The organism is Gilliamella sp. X-23, assembly GCF_057063545.1.
Genome location: NZ_JBXSQG010000010.1, coordinates 1 through 22,690 on the forward strand (window position 1 = coordinate 1; position 22,690 = coordinate 22,690).

Genomic DNA, 22,690 nt, shown 5'->3' on the forward strand with positions numbered 1-22,690 from the left:
TGTCTGGCGGTAATAGCGCGGTGGTCCCACCTGACCCCATGCCGAACTCAGAAGTGAAACGCCGTAGTGCCGATGGTAGTGTGGGTATTACCCATGTGAGAGTAGGGTGCCGCCAGACTTTTAAATTAGAGAGAGCCCAGCAGTCATGCTGGGCTTTTTTGCTTTATGGATAGTCTGAAATTTTTATATGAGTCTGCTAGTGTAAATTTTGTTGAAAAATATACGACAATTCTACAATTAATGGGTATGTTAGGTTATTTTGTAGGCATTATTACTTTTTTACAACGTAATGATAATGCTTTTAGATGGTAATTGGCCATTGTTAATGTTCATTATAACTCTTCACTTTTATTTATTGGGGCCAGAATCATATCCTGCAGCAGTACTGAATATTGTAAATATATTTAGAAATATTGCTTCTGCTTACTAAAAATATGTTTGCGATATTTTCTTTTATTGCTTTAATGCGGATATTTTATTTTCTTACCACACCTGATTGGATGTAATTTATTCATTATTTTCAATTTTAGGTACTATATTGGTGACTATTGTACTGTTCCGTTTACAACAGCAAAATAGGCGATTGATTATATTGTTAAGTAGTGTTTTATGGATTATTTATAGCCTTGTGGATAGGATCTTTAGGCAGCATAGCTATTGAAGTAACATTTGCTATAATTAATACTGTTACAATTATTAAATTATTGAAAAAATAACCTATATGAGAAAGCATATTTGCTCAATTAAGTCATTTTTCTATTTATTTATTGCTCCATGTATGAAACAATTTAACTATATAAAAATAGATTTCTTGAGGTAGTCAGTGATCGATAATGATGGCTACCGTCCAAACGTAGGAATAGTTATTTGTAACAGGTATGGTCAAGTACTTTGGGCTCGTCGTTATGGGCAAAATTCTTGGCAGTTTCCTCAGGGCGGAATAAAACAAAACGAAACGCCTGAGCAGGCAATGTTTCGTGAATTAAATGAAGAAGTTGGTTTATTATCAAAAGATGTAAAAATTTTATCCGTTACTAATGGTTGGTTGCGATATAGGTTACCTAAAAGGATGATCCGTTGGGAAAACCAACCAGTTTGTATTGGACAAAAGCAAAAATGGTTCTTATTAGAATTAATATCAGATCCATCAGTAGTTAATCTCAATGCATCTTCTACTCCTGAATTTGATGATTGGAAATGGGTTAATTATTGGTATCCTATTCGACAGGTTATTGCTTTTAAAAGAGACGTTTATAGAAAAGCAATGAAAGAATTTTCTTCCTCTGTTTTTGCTATACAGACCGAATTAGATGCACCAATTATTAGTATTCCTAAAAAGAAAAAATTTAATTTCTTTATACATAAACGAAAAAATAAAAAGCGTATTAAAAAATGAATCAATATTTGCGATTTCCTGATTTTGATCCAATAGCTTTCTCTATTGGCCCTATATCACTCCATTGGTATGGAGCAATGTATTTATTTGGCGTCCTGGGTGCTCTTTACTTAGCTAAGCGTCGAGCAAATAAACCAAATAGTAAATGGACGCCACAAGAGGTTGAAAATTTATTATTTTGGGGGTTTTTGGGGCTATTTATTGGCGGTAGATTAGGCTATGTCTTCTTCTATAACTTTGATACGTTTATTAAAGATCCTGTAATTTTATTTAAAGTTTGGGAAGGAGGTATGTCTTTCCACGGCGGTTTGATTGGCGCTATTTGTGTTATTGCTATTTTTGCTAAGAAGACAAAGAAAACTTTTATGCAAGTAGGTGATTTTGTTGCTCCTCTTGTCCCAATAGGCTTAATGTTTGGGCGATTTGGTAATTTTATTAATGGAGAACTTTGGGGAAGAGTAACTAATTCGTCTATTGGTATGTTATTTCCAACATCATCGCATGCTGATTTTATGTTTGTTCAGTCTCATCCTGAATGGTTTTCACTTTACTCTCAATTAAACGGTATTTTACCAAGACATCCGTCACAACTTTATGAAATGGCATTTGAAGGAATTATACTATTTGTAATATTAAATATTTTTATTCTAAAACCAAGGCCTACAGGTGCTGTATCTGGGTTATTTTTACTTTGCTATGGTTTATTTAGATTTGTTATAGAGTTTTTTAGACAACCTGACGAACAACTAGGTTTATTTTTAAATATTATCAGTATGGGACAAATTTTATGTTTACCGATGATTATTGGTGGTATTTTAATTTTTTTATTTGCGTATAGGTTTGACAAGAAGGCAAAAGCACGATGAAACAATATTTAGAGTTAATGCAAAAAATTTTAGATGAAGGTACACTTAAATCAGATCGAACTGGTACCGGTACATTATCTATTTTTGGTCATCAAATGCGATTTAATTTGCAAGAAGGTTTTCCTCTTATTACAACTAAAAAATGCCATTTACGTTCAATTATCCATGAGTTGCTTTGGTTTCTAAAAGGCGATACGAATATCAAGTATCTAAAAGACAACAAAGTCACAATTTGGGATGAATGGGCTGATGCTAATGGTGATTTAGGTCCTATTTATGGTAAACAATGGCGAGCATGGGGTACAGCTGATGGTCGTAAAATAGATCAAATTTCACAATTAATTGAACAAATTAAAATTGATCCTGATTCTAGACGCATGATTATTTCTGCCTGGAATGTTGGGGAATTAGATCAAATGGCTTTAGCCCCATGTCATGCTTTTTTCCAATTTTATGTTACAGATGGTAAACTTTCTTGCCAGCTTTATCAGCGTTCTTGTGACGTATTTTTAGGACTACCATTTAATATCGCTAGCTATTCATTGTTAGTTCACATGATTGCACAGCAATGTGAATTGCAAGTAGGTGATTTTGTTTGGACTGGAGGGGACACACATCTTTACTCTAATCATATGCAACAAACCCATTTACAATTAAGTCGTGAGCCAAGAGCATTACCCAAATTAGTAATTAAACGTAAACCTTCAACAATTTTTGATTATGTATTTGAAGATTTTGAAATTGTTGGTTATGATCCGCATCCTGCAATCAAAGCCCCTGTTGCTGTTTGATCTTTTGTGAAAAGTTTCGGGAAAATATGTATTTTAGTATAAAAGTAGGAAGTGCTAAGAACTGATCATAATGAGTAATTCTCATTATTCGCTATGATCTTCTACTTTAAATATAAATCGATTCTAACTTTTGTTACTGAATGATAATATAAAGTTGTAAGTTAACCTTGTTGATTTTTCTGCCCCTAAAATCAGGATATGGTATATAATAATCAACTTTATTATTAACAATAACTTGATCTTAATATGAGTCAAAATCAAGAAATTCGCCCTATCTTTACTAAATGCTTACTGCACCCTCGTTATTGGTTAACATGGTTTGGTATCGGTATTTTGTATTTAATTCTACTGTTTCCATATCCAATTATTTATCAATTGGGGAAAGGATTAGGTTTACTTTCAATGAAATTAATTGGCAAACGAAAAGAAACGGCGAGCCAAAACCTTAAACTTTGTTTTCCTGAAAAAACACAACAAGAACGTGACCAGATGTTACGTGAAAATTTTATTTCGACCGGTTTGGCTATTTTTGAGACAGGTATGGCTTGGTTTTGGTCAGATAAACGGCTTGCCAAGCGCGTTTCTATTGTTGGCGACTTTCATATTAAAAAGGTGCAACAATCAGGTCAAGGCGTTCTGCTCATAGGTATTCATTTTTTAACATTAGAATTAGGTGCACGTATTTTAGGAATGAGCCATCCAGGTGTGGGTGTTTATCGACCAAATGATAATCCCGTAATGGATTATGTTCAGCTTAAAGGTCGACTTAAGTCAAACAAATATATGTTAGACCGTCATAATACAAAGGGTATGATCCGAGCACTAAAAAATGGTGAATTGCTTTGGTATGCGCCGGATCATGATTATGGCCCTAAAAATAGTGTATTTGCGCCTCTATTTTCAGTAGAAAAAGCAGCAACAACCGTTGGTACACGCATATTAGTTAAATTAGGTCAGCCTGCTATTATCCCATTCACACCTAAGCGTGAAAAAAGTGGACATTACACAGTTTATGTGACTTCCGAGCTTAAAGGCTATCCAATAGATGATGACGTACGTGCTGCTACTTTTATGAATAAAGCTATTGAACAAGAAATTTTAAAAGCACCTGAACAATATATGTGGTTACATCGACGATTTAAAACTCGTCCAAAAGGGGAAGCACCTTTATATACCGATAATGTTCAATCTGATTGATGTGATTGTTGCTTATTATGGTGGTTTAATAAATTTAATATACAATTATGCAAAAATTAAATAAGATCGTTTTATATTGTCGTTGTGGGTTTGAAAAAGAGTGTGCTGCTGAAATCACAGATAGGGCCGTGCAAAGAGAAATATATGGCTTTGCTAAAGTTAAAGAAAACAGTGGTTATGTTGTTTTTGAATGCTATCAAGATGGAGGTGCGCAATTATTAATAAAAAAATTGGCTTTTCGTACATTAATTTTTGCGAGACAAATGTTTGTATCGGGTGATTTATTAACAGATTTGCCGAATAATGATCGTATCTCTCCCATTATTGATGCATTATCTGGCATTATAGATAAAGCTGGGGATCTGCGTGTAGAAGTTGCCGATACTAATGATGGCAAGGCACTTTCCGGTTTTTGTCGTAAATTTACAGTTCCTCTTCGCCAGGCATTACGAAGTAAATGTATTTTATTAAAAGCTGAAAACCCATCAAGACCTGTTATTCACTTATTTTTTATCAATAGCAATAGTTGTTATGTTGGTTATTCACTGAGTCAAAATAATTCACCTTTTTATATGGGGATTCCAAGGCTAAAATTTCCAACCGATGCACCAAGCCGTTCTACGTTAAAATTAGAAGAAGCCTTTCATATTTTTATTCCTTATGAAGAATGGGATGAACGATTAAAAGGTGGTTTGAATGCGGTTGACTTGGGAGCTTGTCCTGGAGGTTGGACTTATCAGCTAGTAAAAAGAAGCATGATGGTTTATGCCATTGATAATGGACCGATGAATGAGAAACTGATGGAAACAGGACAAGTTAAACATTATCGTGAAGATGGCTTCAAATTTGTACCTAAAAAGCATAATATTTACTGGTTGGTTTGTGATATGGTTGAAAAGCCGGCAAAAGTAACAGAATTAATAGCCAAATGGCTAATTAATGGTTGGTGTAGAGAGACTATTTTTAATCTCAAATTACCAATGAAAAAACGTTATGAAGAAGTAAAACAAAGTTTACAATTACTAAACAACGAACTAAATAATAAAAACATTAATGTACAAATTCAGGCTAAACAGCTTTATCATGATCGAGAAGAAGTGACCGTTCATGTGCAACGAATTTGGGGATAACAACTTACAAGAGAATAGGTATGAATTTAAAACGCTCTTTTTGTGCTATGTTAATAATGCCATTGTTTGCGATTTTGGTGGGATGTGCTTTAGAAATATCAAAGAAATCCTTTAACTTTGATGAGCATCAAAACTCTAATTACTATTTGTCACAAGCAGATAATAGCACTGGTTCTACTAAAGTTAATTGGCAATTATTAGCTATTCGAGCTTTGATAAAAGAAAATAAATTTTCTCAAGCCAATGTACTATTATCAAATTTGCCTCTTAATCTTAATACTGAGCAGCAAAAAGAAAAGTTATTGTCAGAAGGTGAAATTGCTGTAAAAAAAAGACAATCATTTGACCTTAATAAATTCGCTATTTCAGATTTGAATAACTCACAGCTATATCGTTATTATACGATTAAATTAGGTTTGGATATAAACAGTAAGGATATTAATGCTCAAGCTCACGATTATCTTCAATTAGAAAAATATGTAACAGAAGTCGAAAAAAGGCAATTATTAAATAATACATGGAATTTTTTCCGTAAGTTAAAATCTGATAAAATCAGCAAAGTTTTAGTCGGTGAAAATGAAACAACACTACAAGGCTGGGTTGACTTAGCTTATACTTATCAAAATAATAACCAAGCAATTGTTTCACAAGATGATGATACTCCAGACACTATTGCAACAAAATCTGAAAATCAAAAACAGTTATTGAAACAAGCTGTCAACAACTGGGCTACACAATATCCAGATCATCCAGCTAAAGAGATTATTTCGATATTGACTGGTGAACAAACACTTTCTGTTGATGCTAATGCAAAAAAAGTTGCTTTATTGTTACCATTAAATGGTTCTTCACGTATATTTGGTGAAACTATTCGCCAAGGTTATATGAATGCTATAAAAATTTTTCCACAAGAACCACAACAAAATGTGATTGTACTTGATACAACTAGTGCATCCATGGATACTTTAATCCAGCAAGCCCAGGAAGATAATGTTGAATTAGTTGTAGGGCCTCTATTAAAAGATGAAGTGGCTAAAATAAAAGAGCTAGCTCCCGCTATTCCTATTTTAGCTTTAAATAAAGTTGATAATGAGACTACCTCTGTTAATAAAATGTGTTTTTTTGCATTATCTCCTGAAGATGAAGCAAAAGATGCGGCAAACCATATTTATTCTCAAAATAGAGTAAAACCGTTATTATTAGTGCCGCAAACTGATTTAGGACAACGTGTTGCACAAAGTTTTGCAGCACAGTGGTCGCAATTATCGGCGAATAATTCACAAGCTTACGTGCAATATTTTGGAAACACTACAACATTAAGCGCCAATATGAATCGTAATATCGGTATTACTCTTACCGGTAATCCTATATTGATTAATGATATGCCATCAGTGGAAATATCTGCGGGATTTGATGCTATTTATGTTTATTCTTCATATGATGAGTTAACATTGATAAAACCAATGCTTGATATGGGGGCAAATAAAACTATTGGCAATTCATCAGCAGTCATGCTCTATACAAGTTCAAAAAGTCATATAGCCAATTCTTCTAAAGATTTTAATTATGATATGAATAAAACTGAATATGCAGAAATTCCTATGATTATGGAGCAAAAGGATAATGTGAATACAAACATACCTAACAATATTCAGAAAGACTATTCATTAATGCGCTTGTATGCAATGGGAATTGATGCGTGGAGACTCGCTAATCGGTTCAATCAGCTTAATTCATATCAACCTAATTTTTTAGATGGTATGACAGGAAAACTATCAACAAGTGCTCAATGTGAAGTGACTCGCTCGCTTTCTTGGCAGCAATATACTTATGGTGAAGCCAAATCTGATTCAAAAAGCGAATAAAAAACAAATCGGCGAGCATTATGAAAATATTGCTTGCCAATATCTACTTAAACAGGGACTTATACTTCTTGCTCATAATATCCAATTTCGCTTTGGTGAACTCGATTTAATTATGTTAGATAACAAATGCCTTGTTTTTATTGAAGTGCGTTATCGAAAAAATGCAAATTTTGGTGATGCTGAAATGACTGTGACACTAAATAAACAACATAAAATCAAGCAGGCTGCTCAACAGTGGATGATCGAACAAAATTTAAATATTGAGGATACAGAGTTTAGATTTGATGTTTTTGCTATTACAGGTAAAAGTCAAAAGTGGATTATTAATGCATTTTAATTTTTAGGTGAAAAGGCGTGCAAGATTTAATTAAAAATTATTTTACTGAAAGTATTCAAACTCAAATTGTGATGGCTGAATCGCTCGGTTACTCTATTGAAAAAGCAGCAAATATTATTGTTGAGAGTTTACTTAACGGTAATAAGATTATGAGCTGTGGTAATGGTTCATCTGCTGCTAATGTACAAAGCTTTACTTCACGTTTAATCACCAGTATTAATATCGAAAGACCAAGTATTCCAGCAATAGCTTTAGTCTCGGACAATGTTTTGTTAAGTGCTATAGCTAATCATGAAGAAATTTATGCGCGTCAAATTCAAGCATTAGGTCAACAAAGTGATGTCTTAATTATAGCAACTTGCCAAGGAAATAGCCGAGCCATCATTCGTGCTGTTCAAGAAGCGGTAATTAAGGATATGAAAATCGTTGCATTAACTGCTTTTGATGGCGGTGAAGTTATTGGTTTACTTGGGCAAAATGACATTGAAATAAGAGTTCCATCTTATAAAAAAGTGATGGCTTACGAAATGCACGCCATGATTTTAAATTGCTTATGCCAATTAATTGAAAATACGTTGTTTATTCATAGCGAATAAGTTGAAATAAAAACAGTTTAGTTCTGCATTAATAGCGATTTTTATGCTATAATTATATACTGTTTTGATGAGTTAAATTAATAAGAGAACATGGTGTTATGACCGAACTAGCCAAAGAAATAACCCCCGTTAATATTGAAGATGAGTTAAAATCCTCTTATCTTGATTATGCAATGTCTGTCATTGTTGGGCGTGCTTTACCTGATGTCCGTGATGGTTTAAAGCCTGTTCACAGGCGAGTTTTATTTGCTATGCATGAAGCGGGATATGATTGGAATAAACCTTATCGAAAGTCTGCTCGTGTTGTTGGGGATGTAATCGGTAAATATCATCCACATGGTGACTCGGCGGTTTATGACACAATTGTACGTATGGCTCAACCATTTTCATTGCGCTATATGTTAGTTGATGGTCAAGGTAACTTCGGTTCTGTTGATGGTGATTCAGCTGCTGCAATGCGTTATACCGAAATTCGTATGCAAAAGTTTGCAGGGGCATTATTGACTGATCTTGATAAAGAAACAGTTGATTTTTCACCTAACTATGATGGTTCAGAAATGATTCCAGATGTGTTACCAACGCGAATTCCTAACTTATTAATTAATGGAGCATCAGGAATTGCTGTTGGTATGGCGACTAACATCCCTCCTCACAATTTATCTGAAGTCATTAATGGCTGCTTGGCTTTTATTGAAGACGAAAATATTTCGGTTGATGGTTTAATGGAGTATATCCATGGGCCTGATTTTCCAACAGCAGCATTGATTAATGGCCGAAAAGGCATTGAGAATGCTTATCGTACTGGTCGTGGTATTATCTATATTCGTTCTAAAGCAACTATTGAAGTTGATGACCATTCAGGACGAGAAACAATCATTGTTAATGAAATCCCGTATCAAGTTAACAAGAAAAAATTGATCGAAAAAATAGCCGAATTAGTTAAGGATAAAAAAATAGAAGGTATTTCGGCATTACGCGATGAATCTGATAAAGATGGTATGCGTATCGTTATTGAAATAAAACGTGATGCGGTTGGTGAAGTTGTTTTAAATAACCTTTTTTCGTTGACTCAATTGCAAGTTTCATTCGGTATCAATATGGTGGCTTTACATAAAGGTCAACCCAAACTATTAAACTTGCGTGAAATGATTGAAGCTTTTGTACTTCATCGCCGTGAAGTAGTTACTCGCCGAACTATTTATGAACTACGTAAAGCACGTGAACGTGCTCATGTGTTAGAAGGTTTGGCAATTGCACTTGCTAATATTGATCCTGTTATTGAATTAATTCGTGCAGCTGCAACACCAGGTGAAGCAAAAGCTAAATTACTGGCTCAAGCTTGGCAACTTGGAAATGTTGCATCAATGTTGGAAAAAGCAGGTGATGATGCAGCTAGACCAGAAGACTTAGCGCCAGAATTTGGTATTCATGATGGACACTATTACCTATCAGATGCACAAGCTCAAGCGATCTTAGATCTTCGCTTACATAGGCTAACAGGACTTGAACATGAAAAAATTCTTGATGAATATAAAGATTTATTAGTTCAAATTGGTGAGTTATTGCATATTTTAGCAAGTTCAGAGCGTTTAATGGAAGTGATTCGAGAAGAACTTGAAGCTATTCGTGACCAGTTCCAAGATGCAAGACGAACCGAAATTACCGCAAGCAGTGCAGATATTAATATTGAAGATCTTATTGCCCAAGAAGATGTCGTTGTTACTCTTTCGCATCAAGGTTATGTAAAATATCAACCGCTTTCAGATTATGAAGCTCAACGTCGTGGTGGTAAAGGTAAATCTGCAACTAAAATTAAAGAAGAAGACTTTGTCGAAAAATTATTAGTTGCTAATACCCATGATACGATTCTTTGTTTCTCAAGTCGTGGTCGATTATATTGGATGAAGGTTTATCAATTACCTGAAGCTAGCCGTGGCTCTCGTGGTCGTCCAATAATAAACTTATTACCGTTGGAAGAAAATGAACGTATTACTGCAATTTTGCCAGTTAGAGAATTTGATGATGAACATTGTGTATTTATGGCTACCGCACAAGGTACAGTTAAGAAAACTTCTTTAATTGAATTTAGCCGTCCACGAAGTGGCGGCATTATTGCGATTAATTTGCGTGATGATGATGAATTGATCGGAGTTGATTTGACTCGTAATGATCCTTCAGCTATGACTGATGATGAAGAAATGAATGATGATATCGTGATAGAAGATGTTGATACTGAAGATAATGAAGTTTCACAATTTTCAACTACTGAAGATATTATGTTATTCTCAGCTAACGGTAAAGTTGTTCGATTCCCTGCGAATAAAGTTCGTTGTATGGGGCGAACTGCTGCGGGTGTTAAAGGTATAAAACTTGATAATGATGACAAAGTGGTGTCTTTGATAGTACCACGTGGAAGTGGAGCAATCTTAACCGCAACCCAAAACGGTTATGGTAAACGTACACAGCAAGAATTGTACCCAACGAAATCACGAGCAACTAAAGGTGTTATTTCTATAAAAGTGAGTGAGCGTAATGGAGCTGTGGTTGGGGCAGTTCAAGTTGATGAAACAGATGAAATCATGTTAATTACAGATGCAGGAACGCTTGTTCGTACTCGAGTTTCAGAAGTTAGTATTGTTGGTCGTAATACTCAAGGGGTTATGCTTATTCGAACAGCTGAAACCGAAAAAGTAGTGGGGTTACAGCGAATCGCTGAAACAGAGGATGATAATGAATCCGAATTATTATCGCAATGTGGAGAGCGGAGTGATTTGGTGCAGGGGACCGAAGAATAATTTTTAATTATAAAAAAGGATTAGTTAATGTAACTAATCCTTTTTTATTTAGAATAATTTCGAAAAGGAATAGTATTAGATGACGTTTTTTACAAAAAAAATATTAACAAATCTTGCATGGCAAATTTTAATTGCTTTGGTTTTAGGCGTTGCGATGGGGGCTTATTTATTTGAGCTTTCTGTGCCATCTCATCCTCTACATTCTTATTATCAGTTTTCGATAGTCAATATTTTCCAACCAGCGGGTGATATTTTTATTCGTTTAATTAAAATGATTGTATTACCTATTATACTCAGCACATTAACACTAGGTATTGCGGGTATTGGTGGCTCGAAACGATTAGGTACATTAGGATTTAAAACAATACTTTATTTTGAGATTATTACAACTATTGCGATTTTGTTAGGTATTTGCTGGGGAAATATTTTTTCACCGGGAGCAGGCATTGATTCATCTACTCTTGCAACCACAGATGTTAGTAAATATGCCAAAGCAGCCGAGGAATTGAGCGGAAAACCGCATGGTTTAATTGTTATGATTCTTGATATGATTCCTGCAAATATTTTTAAAGCAATGACTGATGGTGCAATTTTACCGGTTATCTTTTTCTGTGTCTTTTTCGGTTTAGGGCTAATGTCTTTACCAGATAAACAACGTGAACCATTTCTTTTCTTCTTAAAAGTGATTTCCGATACCATGTTTAAAGTAACTAACATGATTATGCGTTATGCACCAATTGGTGTCTTTTCACTTATTACAGTAACTGTTGCTAAATATGGTTTTGAATCCTTACTGCCTTTATTAAAATTAATTTTGACTGTGTATTCGGCAATGATTATTTTCACATTAGTGATACTTGGTCTCGTTTGTAAACTTTGTCGCTTTAATATTTTTACATTGTTGAAAATTTTAAAAGAAGAGTTGGTAATTGCATTTTCAACTGCTAGTTCTGAAACAGCATTACCGAAGATTATTGAAAAGATGGAAGCTTATGGTGCTCCAAAATCAATAACCAGCTTTGTTATTCCTACAGGCTATTCATTTAATCTTGATGGATCGACACTTTATCAAAGTATAACTGTTATCTTTTTAGCACAGCTATTTAGTATCGATCTAACGATTTTGGATCAAATTATTATTGTTATTACATTAATGATTGCATCTAAAGGGATTGCTGGCGTTCCAGGTGCTTCAATTTTAGTTTTATCAGCAACACTTGGTAGTGTCGGTATACCTCTTGAAGGTATTGGTTATATTATGGGGGTTGAGCGAATCTTAGATATGGGAAGAACTGTAGTTAATGTAGTAGGTAATGCATTAGCTGCAATTGTTATTGCACGTTGGGAACATGTCTTTGACGATAAAAAAGCAAGATCATATGAGCGGCAATATTTAAAATAAAATTATTATTTTTTATTTATTTTAAGCTTCAGGAAAACTGAAGCTTTTTTATTTCTTAAATAGTTATTATGGCAATCAATGATCAATATTAATCTTAAAAAGATATAAAAAAACCCAGCATTGCTGGGTTTTTTGTTTATTTAGAACTATTTAATTTTAGCTTCTTTATAAACTACATGTTGACGAACTACAGGATCGTATTTTTTGATCTCCATTTTTTCAGGCATAGTTCTTTTGTTTTTGCTAGTGGTATAAAAATGACCTGTACCAGCAGAAGAAACTAATCTAATTTTTTCGCGTACACCTTTTGCCATGATATGGTTTCCTTATTAGTACTTTTCACCACGGGCACGAAGTTCAGCTAAAACTGCATCAATACCCTTTTTATCGATAGTACGCATACCTTTAGCAGATACACGCAATTTTACAAAACGTTTTTCACTCTCAATCCAGAAACGGTGAGTTTGAAGGTTTGGTAGAAAACGGCGTTTAGTAGCGTTCATCGCATGAGAACGATTATTCCCTACTAAAGGGCCTTTTCCTGTTACTTGGCATACTCGTGACATGTCAATAATTCTCCGAAATTTCTATGCTTAAGCCCTGGGCGTAATATGTTAATGGAATTAACCTCGTCAGGCTTTTAGTTTGCTGCAGTTCTATCTGAGAAGCAGTCTAACCTCTCACACTACACCCACAATAATGAGGTAGCGAAGTATACGCTGTTATACGCAAATTCTCAAGCATTATCTTATTTAACCGAAAAATAAGTTTATTGTCCAAAGGAATATTAGCAAATAAATAACAGCTATTGTCTATTACTACTAAATGATGACTTTTTAATTTTGATTATGTTGATTAAATACAAAAACGGTTTAATTTTATAATAAATATGTTTTAATACTATGCATTATAGATTTTATCTATTTAGGTTTAATTTTCTAATTTTCAAGGAGGTTATATGAACCAGTTTACGCCATATAGTATATACGGCATTATCGGTTATCCTTTAGGACATAGTATGAGCCCTCTTATTCATACTATATCATTTCAAGACAATGGAATTCCTGCAGTTTTAGTTCCTTTTGCTACACCTCCGGAAGATATTGCAACTTTATTTAAATCCATAAGGCTATTAAACATTCGAGGCTTATGTGTCACTATTCCGCATAAACAAACCATTATTCCTTATTTAGATGAAGTAACCGAGCATGTAAAAAAAGCGGGAGCGGCTAATTTGGTTTATTGGCATGGGGATAAACTTTGTGGTGACAATACTGATATTGTTGGATTTATGGAACCGCTTAAAACAAAAAAACTACCTGCAGATTATAACAAAGTATTATTACTTGGTGCAGGGGGAGCTGCTCGCGCAGCTGTTGTTGGGCTACAGGAACTTGGTTATACCGATATTACAGTAACAGATATTGTGGATGATTTACCTAATATGTTAGCTAATGAATTCAATCTTAAAACTATTAAATGGGAAGATCGTAGTAAAGCTGAGGCTCAAATTATTATTAACTCAACACCATTAGGCATGACGGGTAAATTTGAAGATCAAACACCTTATAAACAAGCTTGGTTTAAAGGTAATGGTGTGGCTTATGATATTGTTTATACTCCATATAATACGCGTTTTAGACAAGAAGCAGAACAAGCTGGCTGGGAGTCAATTTCAGGACGTGAAATGTTTATTGGCCAAGCAAATGCTCAGTTTAAAATTTGGACAGGGAAAAATCTTTCTGAACGCGCAAAACAGGCTGTAATTGATGCTTTGACTAAAAAATAATTACTCAAATGGCAAATATGGCTAGTTAATTAGAGTTAGTCATGTTTTCCGCTATTTATATAATTGCTTTGTGATTGCCAAATTAATTGGTCTAAACAAAGCTAATATATCAATTGAATAGTCCAAGAGCATCATAATAAGGAGCATTTATGACTAATTTAGAATTGCAAGCATATCGTCGTTTCTTTATGTTAAAAGTGTCAGAGGCCAGTGAATATATTGGTAAAACAGATATTAATACATGGCATGATTGGGAAAATGGAACAAAACCCATTCCAGAATTTGTTACAACAGCAATGCAAGAGCTAAAAAAGCTTCGAATTGAAAAAATAAATATCATCATCAATAGTATCAATGATCGTGTCGGTAGTAATACTATTCGTTATTTTATGACATACGAAGAGTTTAAAAAGGTAAATATTGACCTTGACATTATTCAGTGGCGATTACATCAATCGATCGCGACAGAGCTCTATTTTCGTGGTCTAGAAAAACTGTGTTAATTGGTTTTATCAAAAAAATTTTAGCACTATTTAAAATCTCTATAATTTTTGTAAAAAAATATTTACAGAAATATTTTTAAACGTGATGTTAGATTTCATTAAAAATTATTTTTTAAATTTATTAAATAATATTTAAAATATATTGCAAAATAAGAGCGAATTACTAGCATGGCTAACATATTCTGTAAAGAAAAAAGGACAGAACCCAATATGAATAAAACAATTTTTTTAGTTGGTGCAAGAGCAGCAGGTAAAACAACAATGGGAAAAATGTTAGCAAATAAGCTATCGTTTTCTTTTATTGATACCGACAGCCATTTACTTGAGACTACTCAAAAAACAGTAGCTGAAATTGTTGAAAAAGAAGGTTGGGAAGGATTTAGAGCAAGAGAAAGCCAAGTGCTTGTTGATACAACTAAACCCAATCGTGTCATTGCAACTGGTGGAGGCATGGTATTAGCTGAGCATAACCGCCATTTTATGAAACAAAATGGTACGGTTATCTTTTTATCTGCGCCAGCGGCAACACTAGCTGCTCGTTTAATGAAAGATCCGAATGTTGCTCAAAGACCCTCATTAACGGGTTTATCTATTGCTGATGAAATAGAAAAGGTGTTAGCTGAAAGACTGCCTTTATATCATGATGCTGCGCACCATATAGTGAATGTTGATCAAGATGAAAGCTTGATCCTAGCTAAAATGCTTGAAATGCTTGGAAGTTAATTTAACCTTTTATAACAGATACCACTTAAAAAGTGGTATTTTTATTGGTGATAGACAATAATAAAATTCTATATGACTTTAATTTTATGTCATATTTTTGATATTTTTTAGGAATAAAAAAGATAAAAGTTAAGTAACAAATCTAGACTTACTCTTTTTGCCTAATATTAATACATATATATTGAATAGAACTAAAGTTTTATGTTTTACATATGGAGTATGACAAATGGAAAATCGAAAGGTCAATTCTTATGGAATTGTTGGATCTATTTATGCAAACTATATTATTCAAAGTATTGCGCTAATTGTGATTATGCAATTTTCCCTAGCGCTTTCAAAGCAACTAAATACTGATATAGTTGGGCTTGGTTATGTTGCATCAGGCATAGGAATTGGCAAAATCTTTTTAATGTTCATTGGTGGGGTGCTATCAGATAAATTTGGTAGAAAGTTATTTATTTATCTAGGTATGATCTGTTATGCTATTTTTTTTGTAGGGATCATTTTTTGTACCAACATTCATATAGCTTTTTGTTTAGCGATTGCCGTGGGGGCAGGTAATTCTTTTTTAGATACAGGTTCTATGCCTGCGTTAACTGAATGCTTTCCTGGATCTGCGAGCTCTGCAAGCGTCCTTATAAAAGCTTTTATTTCCATCGGAACGCTAGTTCTACCTTTTATTGTTACTTTTTTTGATACCAACAAAATATGGTATGGTTGGGCGTTTCTTGGTTTTACTGCTTATTTAATCATTAACAGTTTATTATTATTACCTCAACAATTCCCACATAAAGATACGACAATCAAAGGTTGTGAAGGTTCAGTAAACTATTTTACAGGTAATCCTCGATTTGAATTTGAAGGTATTTTACTGATTATCATGGGATTTACTACAACAGCAACATTTGTCATTATTTTACAGTGGTTGCCAACTATCGCTGTTAAAGGTGTTAATATGAACGATATCGATGCAAAACAACTGATTAGCTATTATAGCACCGCATCCATTATCTCGGTATTTGTTACAGCATTTGTGGTTAAACGTTTCTTAAAACCAATATTTTGTATTATTATTCTGCCTGCTTTGTCTGCCTTAGTATTAATTGTGTTTTATTTCAATATTTCGCCAGTCATGTGTGTCATTGCCGCAATTGGCGTAGGGTTTACTGCTGCAGGAGGTGTGTTACAGTTGACTTTGGTTGTAATGCAACAACTGTTCCCTACTCGTAAAGGTCTGGCCGTTGGTTGTATGTATACATTCAGTGGATTATCGTTTGTTGTCATTCCGCGTATAGTGCCAAAATTAGCTATGATCAATGTCAGTTATGCTATTTTAATAGACTTTTTTATTGCAGTATCAAGTGTATTACTTGGATCAATTGTTTTTTATCGTTTTAAGAAGGTCATTGATTTAACAAAAATATAATTTGTAGATCTAAAGTTTAATGTTATGGGGCATGCCAATATGGCATGCTTTTTTTCATACTAACGGTTTTTAAAATTTTAATTTAATCTTTTTAATTAACTATTTAATGTTGGGCTAATTGGCCATTTTTCAATCAGATACTTATCGATTTTCAGTTTTATCTTTTATAAATAGTAAATATTTAGATTGTTGATAGATGCTTAAAATATTACTTGCTATTAGATTAAAAATAAATAAAATTACATTTAATTTGAATAAATATTCATTTTAAGGTGGTTGTAAAAATGCAAGAACGTACAACTGAATTAGTTGATGGATTAAGACATTCAGTACCTTATATTAATGCTCATCATGGAAAAACATTTGTAATTTTGCTCACAGGTGCAGTGTTAAAAAGTAATAATTATTCAAGTATTATCAGTGATATTGGTTTACTCTATAGTCTTGGTATTAAACTTGTTATTGTCAATGGTGCTCGTAATCAGATCGATGAGTCTTTAAAAAACCATCATATTGTACCGAAATATCATAAAAATACGCGCATCACTGATGCAATGACGCTAGACATCATTAAACAAGTTACAGGATCATTACAACTTAATATTACCGCAAGTTTATCGATGAGTTTAAATAATACTCCATTACAAGGTGCTCATATCAGTGTTGTCAGTGGTAATTTTGTAATTGCCCAACCATTGGGTGTAGATGATGGCGTTGATTTTTGTCATACAGGTAAAATTCGAAGAATCAATAACGAGGCGATAGCAGAACAGCTAGCTCGTGGCTCTATTGTGTTATTAGGCCCTGTTGGCGTTTCGGTTACTGGAGAAAGTTTTAATTTAGCATCTGAGGATGTCGCAGCTGAAGTTGCCATTCGCTTAAAAGCGGATAAATTAATCAGCTTTTGTGCAGAACAAGGGGTTTTAGATGAACAAGGTCGTGTCATTACTGATCTTTATCCTGTTGATGCAGATAATTATGTTAATCAAAAAGAACAGCAAGGCAAACATTTATCCAGTGAAGCACGGTTTTTACGCGCGGCATCTAAAGCATGCCGAAGTGGAGTTAGACGAAGCCACTTGGTAAGTTATTTGATTGATGGTTCGATTTTACAAGAATTATTTTCGCGCGATGGAATTGGAACACAGGTTGCAATGGAGCATTCTGAGAAGGTTCGTTCGGCAACGATTAACGATATTGGTGGGATTTTAGAACTTATTCGCCCACTGGAAGAGCAAGGTGTATTGGTTAAACGATCTCGTGAACAATTAGAAATGGAAATTGATAAATTTACCATTATTGAACGTGATAATATGACAATAGGTTGTGCTGCGCTTTATCCTTACCCTGAAGAAAAAATGGGCGAAATGGCCTGTGTAGCTATTCATCCAGATTATCGTAGCTCTTCTCGGGGGAACGTATTAATTGAAAAGCTAACTGAAAAAGCAACCCAATTAGGATTAGAAAAAATATTTGTTCTCACTACTCGTAGTATTCACTGGTTTAGGGAAAAAGGATTCAATCCAGCAGAGGTAGATGATTTGCCAATTAAAAAAAAGCAACTTTATAATTATCAACGAAATTCAAAAATTTTAATACTTGATATTATTTAGATTTTTTTGATATTAAATATCAAAAAGAGTATTGTTATTAATTAAGACTATTTTTTATTATTTTGGTTTGAAAATTAGTCAATTAGTTGATTAGCTAACTCATCACTAATGACTAATATATCAATATAATTTGCATTTAATGCTGCAACTAAGCTATTAAGTTTTTCGGGATCACCACTAGCACAAATTTTAAGTGGGATTTGTTTTAGTTTATCTAAGGTGACGCCAATAATTTGATTAGAGAATGGTGTATCTAATTCAGCTCCATTTTTATCATAAAATCGAGATAATATATCGCCCACAATTTTTTTATTGGTAATCGTTTGGAATAGTTCGCCATAAAAACCGTACCAAATTGAACTTTTAGATATGGCGGGGCAACCTATACTAAACAATGCTACGGTTATTTTATTCCACCAATCTTTTAACTCTTTCATGTGCTGAGTTTTTTCAATTTCAGCTTTCAATTTAGATGTGTCAACAATGGCTGGGTAATCAATTAATATCGATTTACTTTTCAGTTTGTTGGATAATTTATAGGCAATGTTATTGACATGATATTTTGTTTCAATTTTTCCAGAAGGTCCACCAATCATTGGTACAATGGTTATATTGTCAAATGTATTATTGTCATTTTTTAAACTATCGACAATATAATTAATTGAGCGTCCCCAAGATATACCAATAACATCGTTATCGTGAATATTTTTAAGTAATACACTAGATGTTACATTACACACAATTTGATTTTTCGTATCATTATCTAAATTGGGGTTAACAGGCACAACAATAACTTGTTTTAAATTAAATTGACTACAAATCTTTTCTTCTAAGGCGATATTGGGTAATAAATCATAATTAATTGAAATAGAGACGAGGCCTAATTCACGTATTGTTTTTAGCATTCGGCTTATGCTCGACCTATGTATATGAACTATTTTTGCTATCTCTGACTGCGTTTTATTTTCTTCATAATACAGCTGTGCAATTTTAATTAACATTTTATGTTGCTCAAAATCGTTATTGCTAAAATTGTGATTTATCATTGTAGCGTTATCTTATTATCTATTGTTTTAAAAATTAGCCTATTTAATAACATCAAGAAGTCATTTATTTTCAGCATGATGACATCTTGATGCTAATAAAGTATATCAAAAATTAAGGTTCAATATCAGGAAAATAATTTAATATAAAATCTTCAGCTTCTTTTGACCAAATTCCATGATTTTTATTCAGTATTTGTTTTAATGCAATATCATCTTTACTATCAGTCAATGATTCTATATTTTTAAGTTCAAATTGCTTATGGGTATAAACTAACTTTTTACCACCTTTAATTTTATCTTGCATTTGAGTTGCTTTACTAGCTTGATTGATCCCCATAATATGTGAAACAATTTTAGCTACATCAACAGCTCCAGCTTCAATAAGTTTGACTGCCTCACGCATATCGTCGGTATTTCCACCAGATGTTCCAACAATGTGGGTAAAGTTATAATGGACATCATAAAAGTTAATTTCAGCTAAAAAATCTTTATTCTGAGGACCTGCAAAAAAGTTAAGACAACCGTCAAAAGCTAATAATTTTGATGCTAATTGAATTAATTCTTGTGAAGGTAAAAAAACAAAAACATCATCAAAACTACCTTTGGTCGAATGGCTTTTTAATGATTCTAATTGGTCATCAACATTTGATATATCAACAAATTCAAGTTCAATGCCATTACGAGGAGGATACAACGTTTTAAGATGAGCAATTTTTTCTTTACTCCGTCCTGTGACAACCACTTTTTTAGGTTTTATTGGTCCCCCTAGAGCATAATCAATTGCCAACATCCCCATTGGGCCTGTTCCACCTAAAATTATCAGATCCCCACCGCGTTTTATGCCCATAACATGTTGGTAACTATTAGGTTTTAAATGATAATTAGCATTAAATGCGCCAATAACACAGGATAAAGGTTCAATTAAAGCACCCTCAAAGTAGGTGTTGCCATCATATGGAATTAAACAATCTTGTTTTAATACATCATGATTAATGATCATATAAGTGGCGCATCCTCCTGTGTATGGATAAGAATAACCGACACAATAAGGACTATCCTTAAGTTGTAGATTCGCTTGTACTACATATTTTTGTCCCGCTTTAAATTTATGCTGCCAATTTTTTCCAACTTCTAAAATTTCACCACAGCATTCGTGACCAATGATGATAGGATTATTGACTAAATCAGGTGGTGTTTTTTTATGATCTTCTCCTTGATTGACTAATTTCAATGAAGACATACACATGCTATCTACAACTACCGAAACTAAAATTTCATCATCATTTATTTGGGGAAGTTCGAACGACTCTAGTCGCAAATCATTTTTACCATACAACCTAACAGCTTGAGTTTTCATATATTCCTCTTTGATAAGTTAAATCTTGTTGAAGGGCAGACACAAAAAGGCTGAAAGATTTTATTTATATTGTGTAAATAAAATAACTGACTAACCTTTTTGCGTACTTTTTGAATTTTGGTTATTGAACTTAAAACTCTTTAAATTTTAATAAACATTTATTTATCATTTTGTTAAGCGAGTATTCCTAAACCATATCCAATAATACCTACAGCAAAAAGTATAAAAATGAGTATTATTGGACTTACTTTTTTCCTGAGTAGTTTCATCATTAAGAGTGTTAATCCAAGCGGTAATAAGCCTGGAACAAGATCATTAAGTATACTTTGAACTGTCATTGTGATTTGGTTACCATTTATGTCAGCTGTTTGAGATACAACTAATGGAACGTTAATTGAAGTCCATTTTGTGACCAATACTCCCATGATAAATAATCCAAGAATTGACGCGCCTTCTGTCAATTTTGGTAAAATATTGCCGGAAAGATCTTTAACAATCCCTATCCCTTTTGATAAACCATAAGTCAGTCCATACCATTTCATAGCAAGCCTAACTAAATTAAACAGAATAAAAAACAATAATGGGCCGGCTATATTGCCGGAAAGCGCTAATGATGCACCAAGTGCTGCTGTAATTGGGCGGAGTGTTCCCCATACCAATGGATCACCGACACCGGCCAACGGTCCCATCAATCCAATTTTTAAACTGTTAATCGTCCCATCTGTAATAGGTGCACCGTTGGCTCTTGCTTCTTCCATTGCCATTGTGACACCAAGTATAGGACCACACATCGCAGGAGTAGTATTAAAAAAAGCGAGGTGTCGTTTTAAGGCTTCACGCTGTTCTTCTTTTGTTTTGTAGACTCGTTTTATTGTTGGTATCATATCCACACAAAATGCCAAAGCGTGAATTCGTTCATAGTTAAAAGAAGCTTGTTGAAAATTAGATCGAATAAACGTACTAATAATATCTTTTTTTTGGATGGTGTTTATCATTTCTTTCATAATAAAATCCTTGTTAATTAATCATCTAATTCATCATCGGCAATAATTGATTTGCTATTGGTTGATAGATTTATTGCATTTTCATTATTTTTAACTGTATTAAATTTAGAATTTAATTGAACATAAATAATGGCAAAAATGACTCCTAAAATACCAAATGACAGGAGGCTAAAGTTTAGGTATCCACCCAAAATAAAACCCAGATAGAAAAATGGTGCTAAATATTTGACCATCATCATATTTAAAACCATGGCATAACCGACAACAACAATAAATCCACCAGCAACAGCAAGGCCGCCAGTAACAATATCAGGTAATAAATTTAATAATCTATTTACTGTGTTTGCATCAACATATATAGCAACTAATGTCGCCGGAATTGCCACTCTTAGCGCTTGAACAAAAAGTGCACTAAAATGTAATAATTCTATTTTTCTAAATTGGACTTTTTCAGCTGCACTATCTGCTTCATGTTGAAAGGCCACTGTGATGGTTCTAGCAAATACTGTAAGTACTTGTCCTGCTGCAGCAACTGGTAATGCGATAGCGATGCCAGTTTGGATATCTTGTTTACCAACTACAACTAAAATAGTTGATATAACACTGGCTAATGCTGAATCGGGTGATTGCGCTGCTCCAATGTTCATCCAACCTAATGCGATAAGTTCCAATGTACCTCCAAGAATAATTCCGGTTTTGACGTCTCCTAAAATTAAACCAATTACAGTACAGGAAATTAATGGACGATGAGTTTGAAACTCATCCAACACACTCCCCATACCAGCCACACAAGAAAAAATAAAAACTAATATGATTTGAAATAATGAAATCTCCATTATTGCCTCCTATTTTGT

General features: G+C 33.6%; 23 protein-coding genes and 1 rRNA gene. 18 read left to right on the top strand and 6 right to left on the bottom strand.

Annotated elements, in window-relative coordinates:
- Window positions 1-2 precede the first annotated feature (2 nt).
- The 13 genes from rrf (at window position 3) to gltP (ending at window position 12,375) form a co-directional block, all read left to right on the top strand.
- Window positions 3-118: ribosomal RNA gene (gene rrf / locus ACYH9I_RS07630) — 5S ribosomal RNA — on the top strand.
- Window positions 119-165: 47 nt separating this feature from the next.
- Window positions 166-312 (top strand): hypothetical protein, encoded by a 147-nt coding sequence (locus ACYH9I_RS07635; protein WP_483560107.1) that lies wholly within the window; start codon window positions 166-168, stop codon window positions 310-312.
- Window positions 313-496: 184 nt separating this feature from the next.
- Complete coding sequence (locus ACYH9I_RS07640) at window positions 497-661, top strand: YgjV family protein (RefSeq protein ID WP_483560108.1); 165 nt, start codon at window positions 497-499, stop codon at window positions 659-661.
- Between the two features lie 162 nt (window positions 662-823).
- Window positions 824-1,396 (top strand): RNA pyrophosphohydrolase, encoded by a 573-nt coding sequence (gene rppH / locus ACYH9I_RS07645; protein WP_483560109.1) that lies wholly within the window; start codon window positions 824-826, stop codon window positions 1,394-1,396.
- Window positions 1,393-2,262, top strand: a complete 870-nt coding sequence (gene lgt, locus ACYH9I_RS07650) for a prolipoprotein diacylglyceryl transferase (protein WP_483560111.1) — start codon at window positions 1,393-1,395, stop codon at window positions 2,260-2,262. Before rppH ends, lgt begins: the two co-directional genes overlap by 4 nt.
- Entirely contained in the window at window positions 2,259-3,053 is a 795-nt protein-coding gene (gene thyA / locus ACYH9I_RS07655) for a thymidylate synthase (RefSeq protein ID WP_483560113.1), read from the top strand. The genes lgt and thyA overlap by 4 nt, the downstream gene beginning before the upstream one ends.
- A gap of 246 nt (window positions 3,054-3,299) precedes the next feature.
- Window positions 3,300-4,250 carry an LpxL/LpxP family Kdo(2)-lipid IV(A) lauroyl/palmitoleoyl acyltransferase gene (gene lpxL / locus ACYH9I_RS07660; protein WP_483560115.1) on the top strand — a complete coding sequence of 317 codons (951 nt, stop codon included), beginning with the start codon at window positions 3,300-3,302 and terminating at the stop codon, window positions 4,248-4,250.
- Window positions 4,251-4,297: 47 nt separating this feature from the next.
- The gene (rlmM, locus tag ACYH9I_RS07665; protein ID WP_483560117.1) at window positions 4,298-5,380 is read left to right on the top strand and encodes a 23S rRNA (cytidine(2498)-2'-O)-methyltransferase RlmM; all 1,083 of its coding nucleotides are present in this window, start codon (window positions 4,298-4,300) and stop codon (window positions 5,378-5,380) included.
- 20 nt (window positions 5,381-5,400) lie between these two features.
- The gene (locus tag ACYH9I_RS07670; protein WP_483560118.1) at window positions 5,401-7,245 is read left to right on the top strand and encodes a penicillin-binding protein activator; all 1,845 of its coding nucleotides are present in this window, start codon (window positions 5,401-5,403) and stop codon (window positions 7,243-7,245) included.
- Window positions 7,211-7,582, top strand: a complete 372-nt coding sequence (locus tag ACYH9I_RS07675) for a YraN family protein (RefSeq protein ID WP_483560120.1) — start codon at window positions 7,211-7,213, stop codon at window positions 7,580-7,582. The genes ACYH9I_RS07670 and ACYH9I_RS07675 overlap by 35 nt, the downstream gene beginning before the upstream one ends.
- 17 nt (window positions 7,583-7,599) lie before the next feature.
- Window positions 7,600-8,178 (top strand): SIS domain-containing protein, encoded by a 579-nt coding sequence (locus tag ACYH9I_RS07680; RefSeq protein WP_160403447.1) that lies wholly within the window; start codon window positions 7,600-7,602, stop codon window positions 8,176-8,178.
- 98 nt (window positions 8,179-8,276) lie between these two features.
- Complete coding sequence (gene gyrA, locus ACYH9I_RS07685; protein ID WP_483560122.1) at window positions 8,277-10,973, top strand: DNA topoisomerase (ATP-hydrolyzing) subunit A; 2,697 nt, start codon at window positions 8,277-8,279, stop codon at window positions 10,971-10,973.
- Between the two features lie 79 nt (window positions 10,974-11,052).
- Window positions 11,053-12,375 (top strand): glutamate/aspartate:proton symporter GltP, encoded by a 1,323-nt coding sequence (gene gltP / locus ACYH9I_RS07690; RefSeq protein WP_483560124.1) that lies wholly within the window; start codon window positions 11,053-11,055, stop codon window positions 12,373-12,375.
- Between the two features lie 146 nt (window positions 12,376-12,521).
- On the opposite strand, the gene rpmG is transcribed toward gltP, so the two are convergent.
- Complete coding sequence (gene rpmG / locus ACYH9I_RS07695) at window positions 12,522-12,689, bottom strand: 50S ribosomal protein L33 (RefSeq protein ID WP_034884348.1); 168 nt, start codon at window positions 12,687-12,689, stop codon at window positions 12,522-12,524.
- A 15-nt stretch (window positions 12,690-12,704) separates the two neighbouring features.
- Window positions 12,705-12,941 (bottom strand): 50S ribosomal protein L28, encoded by a 237-nt coding sequence (gene rpmB / locus ACYH9I_RS07700; RefSeq protein ID WP_034884345.1) that lies wholly within the window; start codon window positions 12,939-12,941, stop codon window positions 12,705-12,707.
- Between the two features lie 392 nt (window positions 12,942-13,333).
- On the opposite strand from rpmB, the gene aroE reads away from it, so the two are divergent.
- The 5 genes from aroE to argA all read left to right on the top strand — a co-directional run bounded on the left by aroE (window position 13,334) and on the right by argA (window position 18,429).
- On the top strand, window positions 13,334-14,164 hold the full coding sequence (gene aroE / locus ACYH9I_RS07705) for a shikimate dehydrogenase (RefSeq protein ID WP_483560126.1): 831 nt from the start codon (window positions 13,334-13,336) through the stop codon (window positions 14,162-14,164).
- Window positions 14,165-14,313: 149 nt separating this feature from the next.
- Window positions 14,314-14,667 (top strand): Aca2/YdiL-like domain-containing protein, encoded by a 354-nt coding sequence (locus ACYH9I_RS07710; protein WP_483560128.1) that lies wholly within the window; start codon window positions 14,314-14,316, stop codon window positions 14,665-14,667.
- A 210-nt stretch (window positions 14,668-14,877) separates the two neighbouring features.
- Entirely contained in the window at window positions 14,878-15,390 is a 513-nt protein-coding gene (aroL, locus tag ACYH9I_RS07715) for a shikimate kinase AroL (RefSeq protein WP_483560130.1), read from the top strand.
- A 226-nt stretch (window positions 15,391-15,616) separates the two neighbouring features.
- Window positions 15,617-16,816 (top strand): MFS transporter, encoded by a 1,200-nt coding sequence (locus tag ACYH9I_RS07720; RefSeq protein ID WP_483560132.1) that lies wholly within the window; start codon window positions 15,617-15,619, stop codon window positions 16,814-16,816.
- Between the two features lie 284 nt (window positions 16,817-17,100).
- Window positions 17,101-18,429 carry an amino-acid N-acetyltransferase gene (argA, locus tag ACYH9I_RS07725; RefSeq protein ID WP_483560133.1) on the top strand — a complete coding sequence of 443 codons (1,329 nt, stop codon included), beginning with the start codon at window positions 17,101-17,103 and terminating at the stop codon, window positions 18,427-18,429.
- A gap of 74 nt (window positions 18,430-18,503) precedes the next feature.
- Here argA and ACYH9I_RS07730 read toward each other — a convergent pair whose 3' ends face one another.
- The 4 genes from ACYH9I_RS07730 to ACYH9I_RS07745 all read right to left on the bottom strand — a co-directional run bounded on the left by ACYH9I_RS07730 (window position 18,504) and on the right by ACYH9I_RS07745 (window position 22,672).
- Window positions 18,504-19,334, bottom strand: coding sequence for a sugar-binding transcriptional regulator (locus ACYH9I_RS07730; protein ID WP_483560134.1), 831 nt, complete (start codon window positions 19,332-19,334; stop codon window positions 18,504-18,506).
- A gap of 253 nt (window positions 19,335-19,587) precedes the next feature.
- Window positions 19,588-20,832, bottom strand: a complete 1,245-nt coding sequence (locus ACYH9I_RS07735; protein WP_483560136.1) for a zinc-binding dehydrogenase — start codon at window positions 20,830-20,832, stop codon at window positions 19,588-19,590.
- Window positions 20,833-21,005: 173 nt separating this feature from the next.
- Complete coding sequence (locus ACYH9I_RS07740; RefSeq protein WP_483560227.1) at window positions 21,006-21,827, bottom strand: mannose/fructose/sorbose PTS transporter subunit IID; 822 nt, start codon at window positions 21,825-21,827, stop codon at window positions 21,006-21,008.
- 26 nt (window positions 21,828-21,853) lie between these two features.
- On the bottom strand, window positions 21,854-22,672 hold the full coding sequence (locus ACYH9I_RS07745; RefSeq protein ID WP_160403429.1) for a PTS mannose/fructose/sorbose transporter subunit IIC: 819 nt from the start codon (window positions 22,670-22,672) through the stop codon (window positions 21,854-21,856).
- Window positions 22,673-22,690 lie beyond the last annotated feature (18 nt).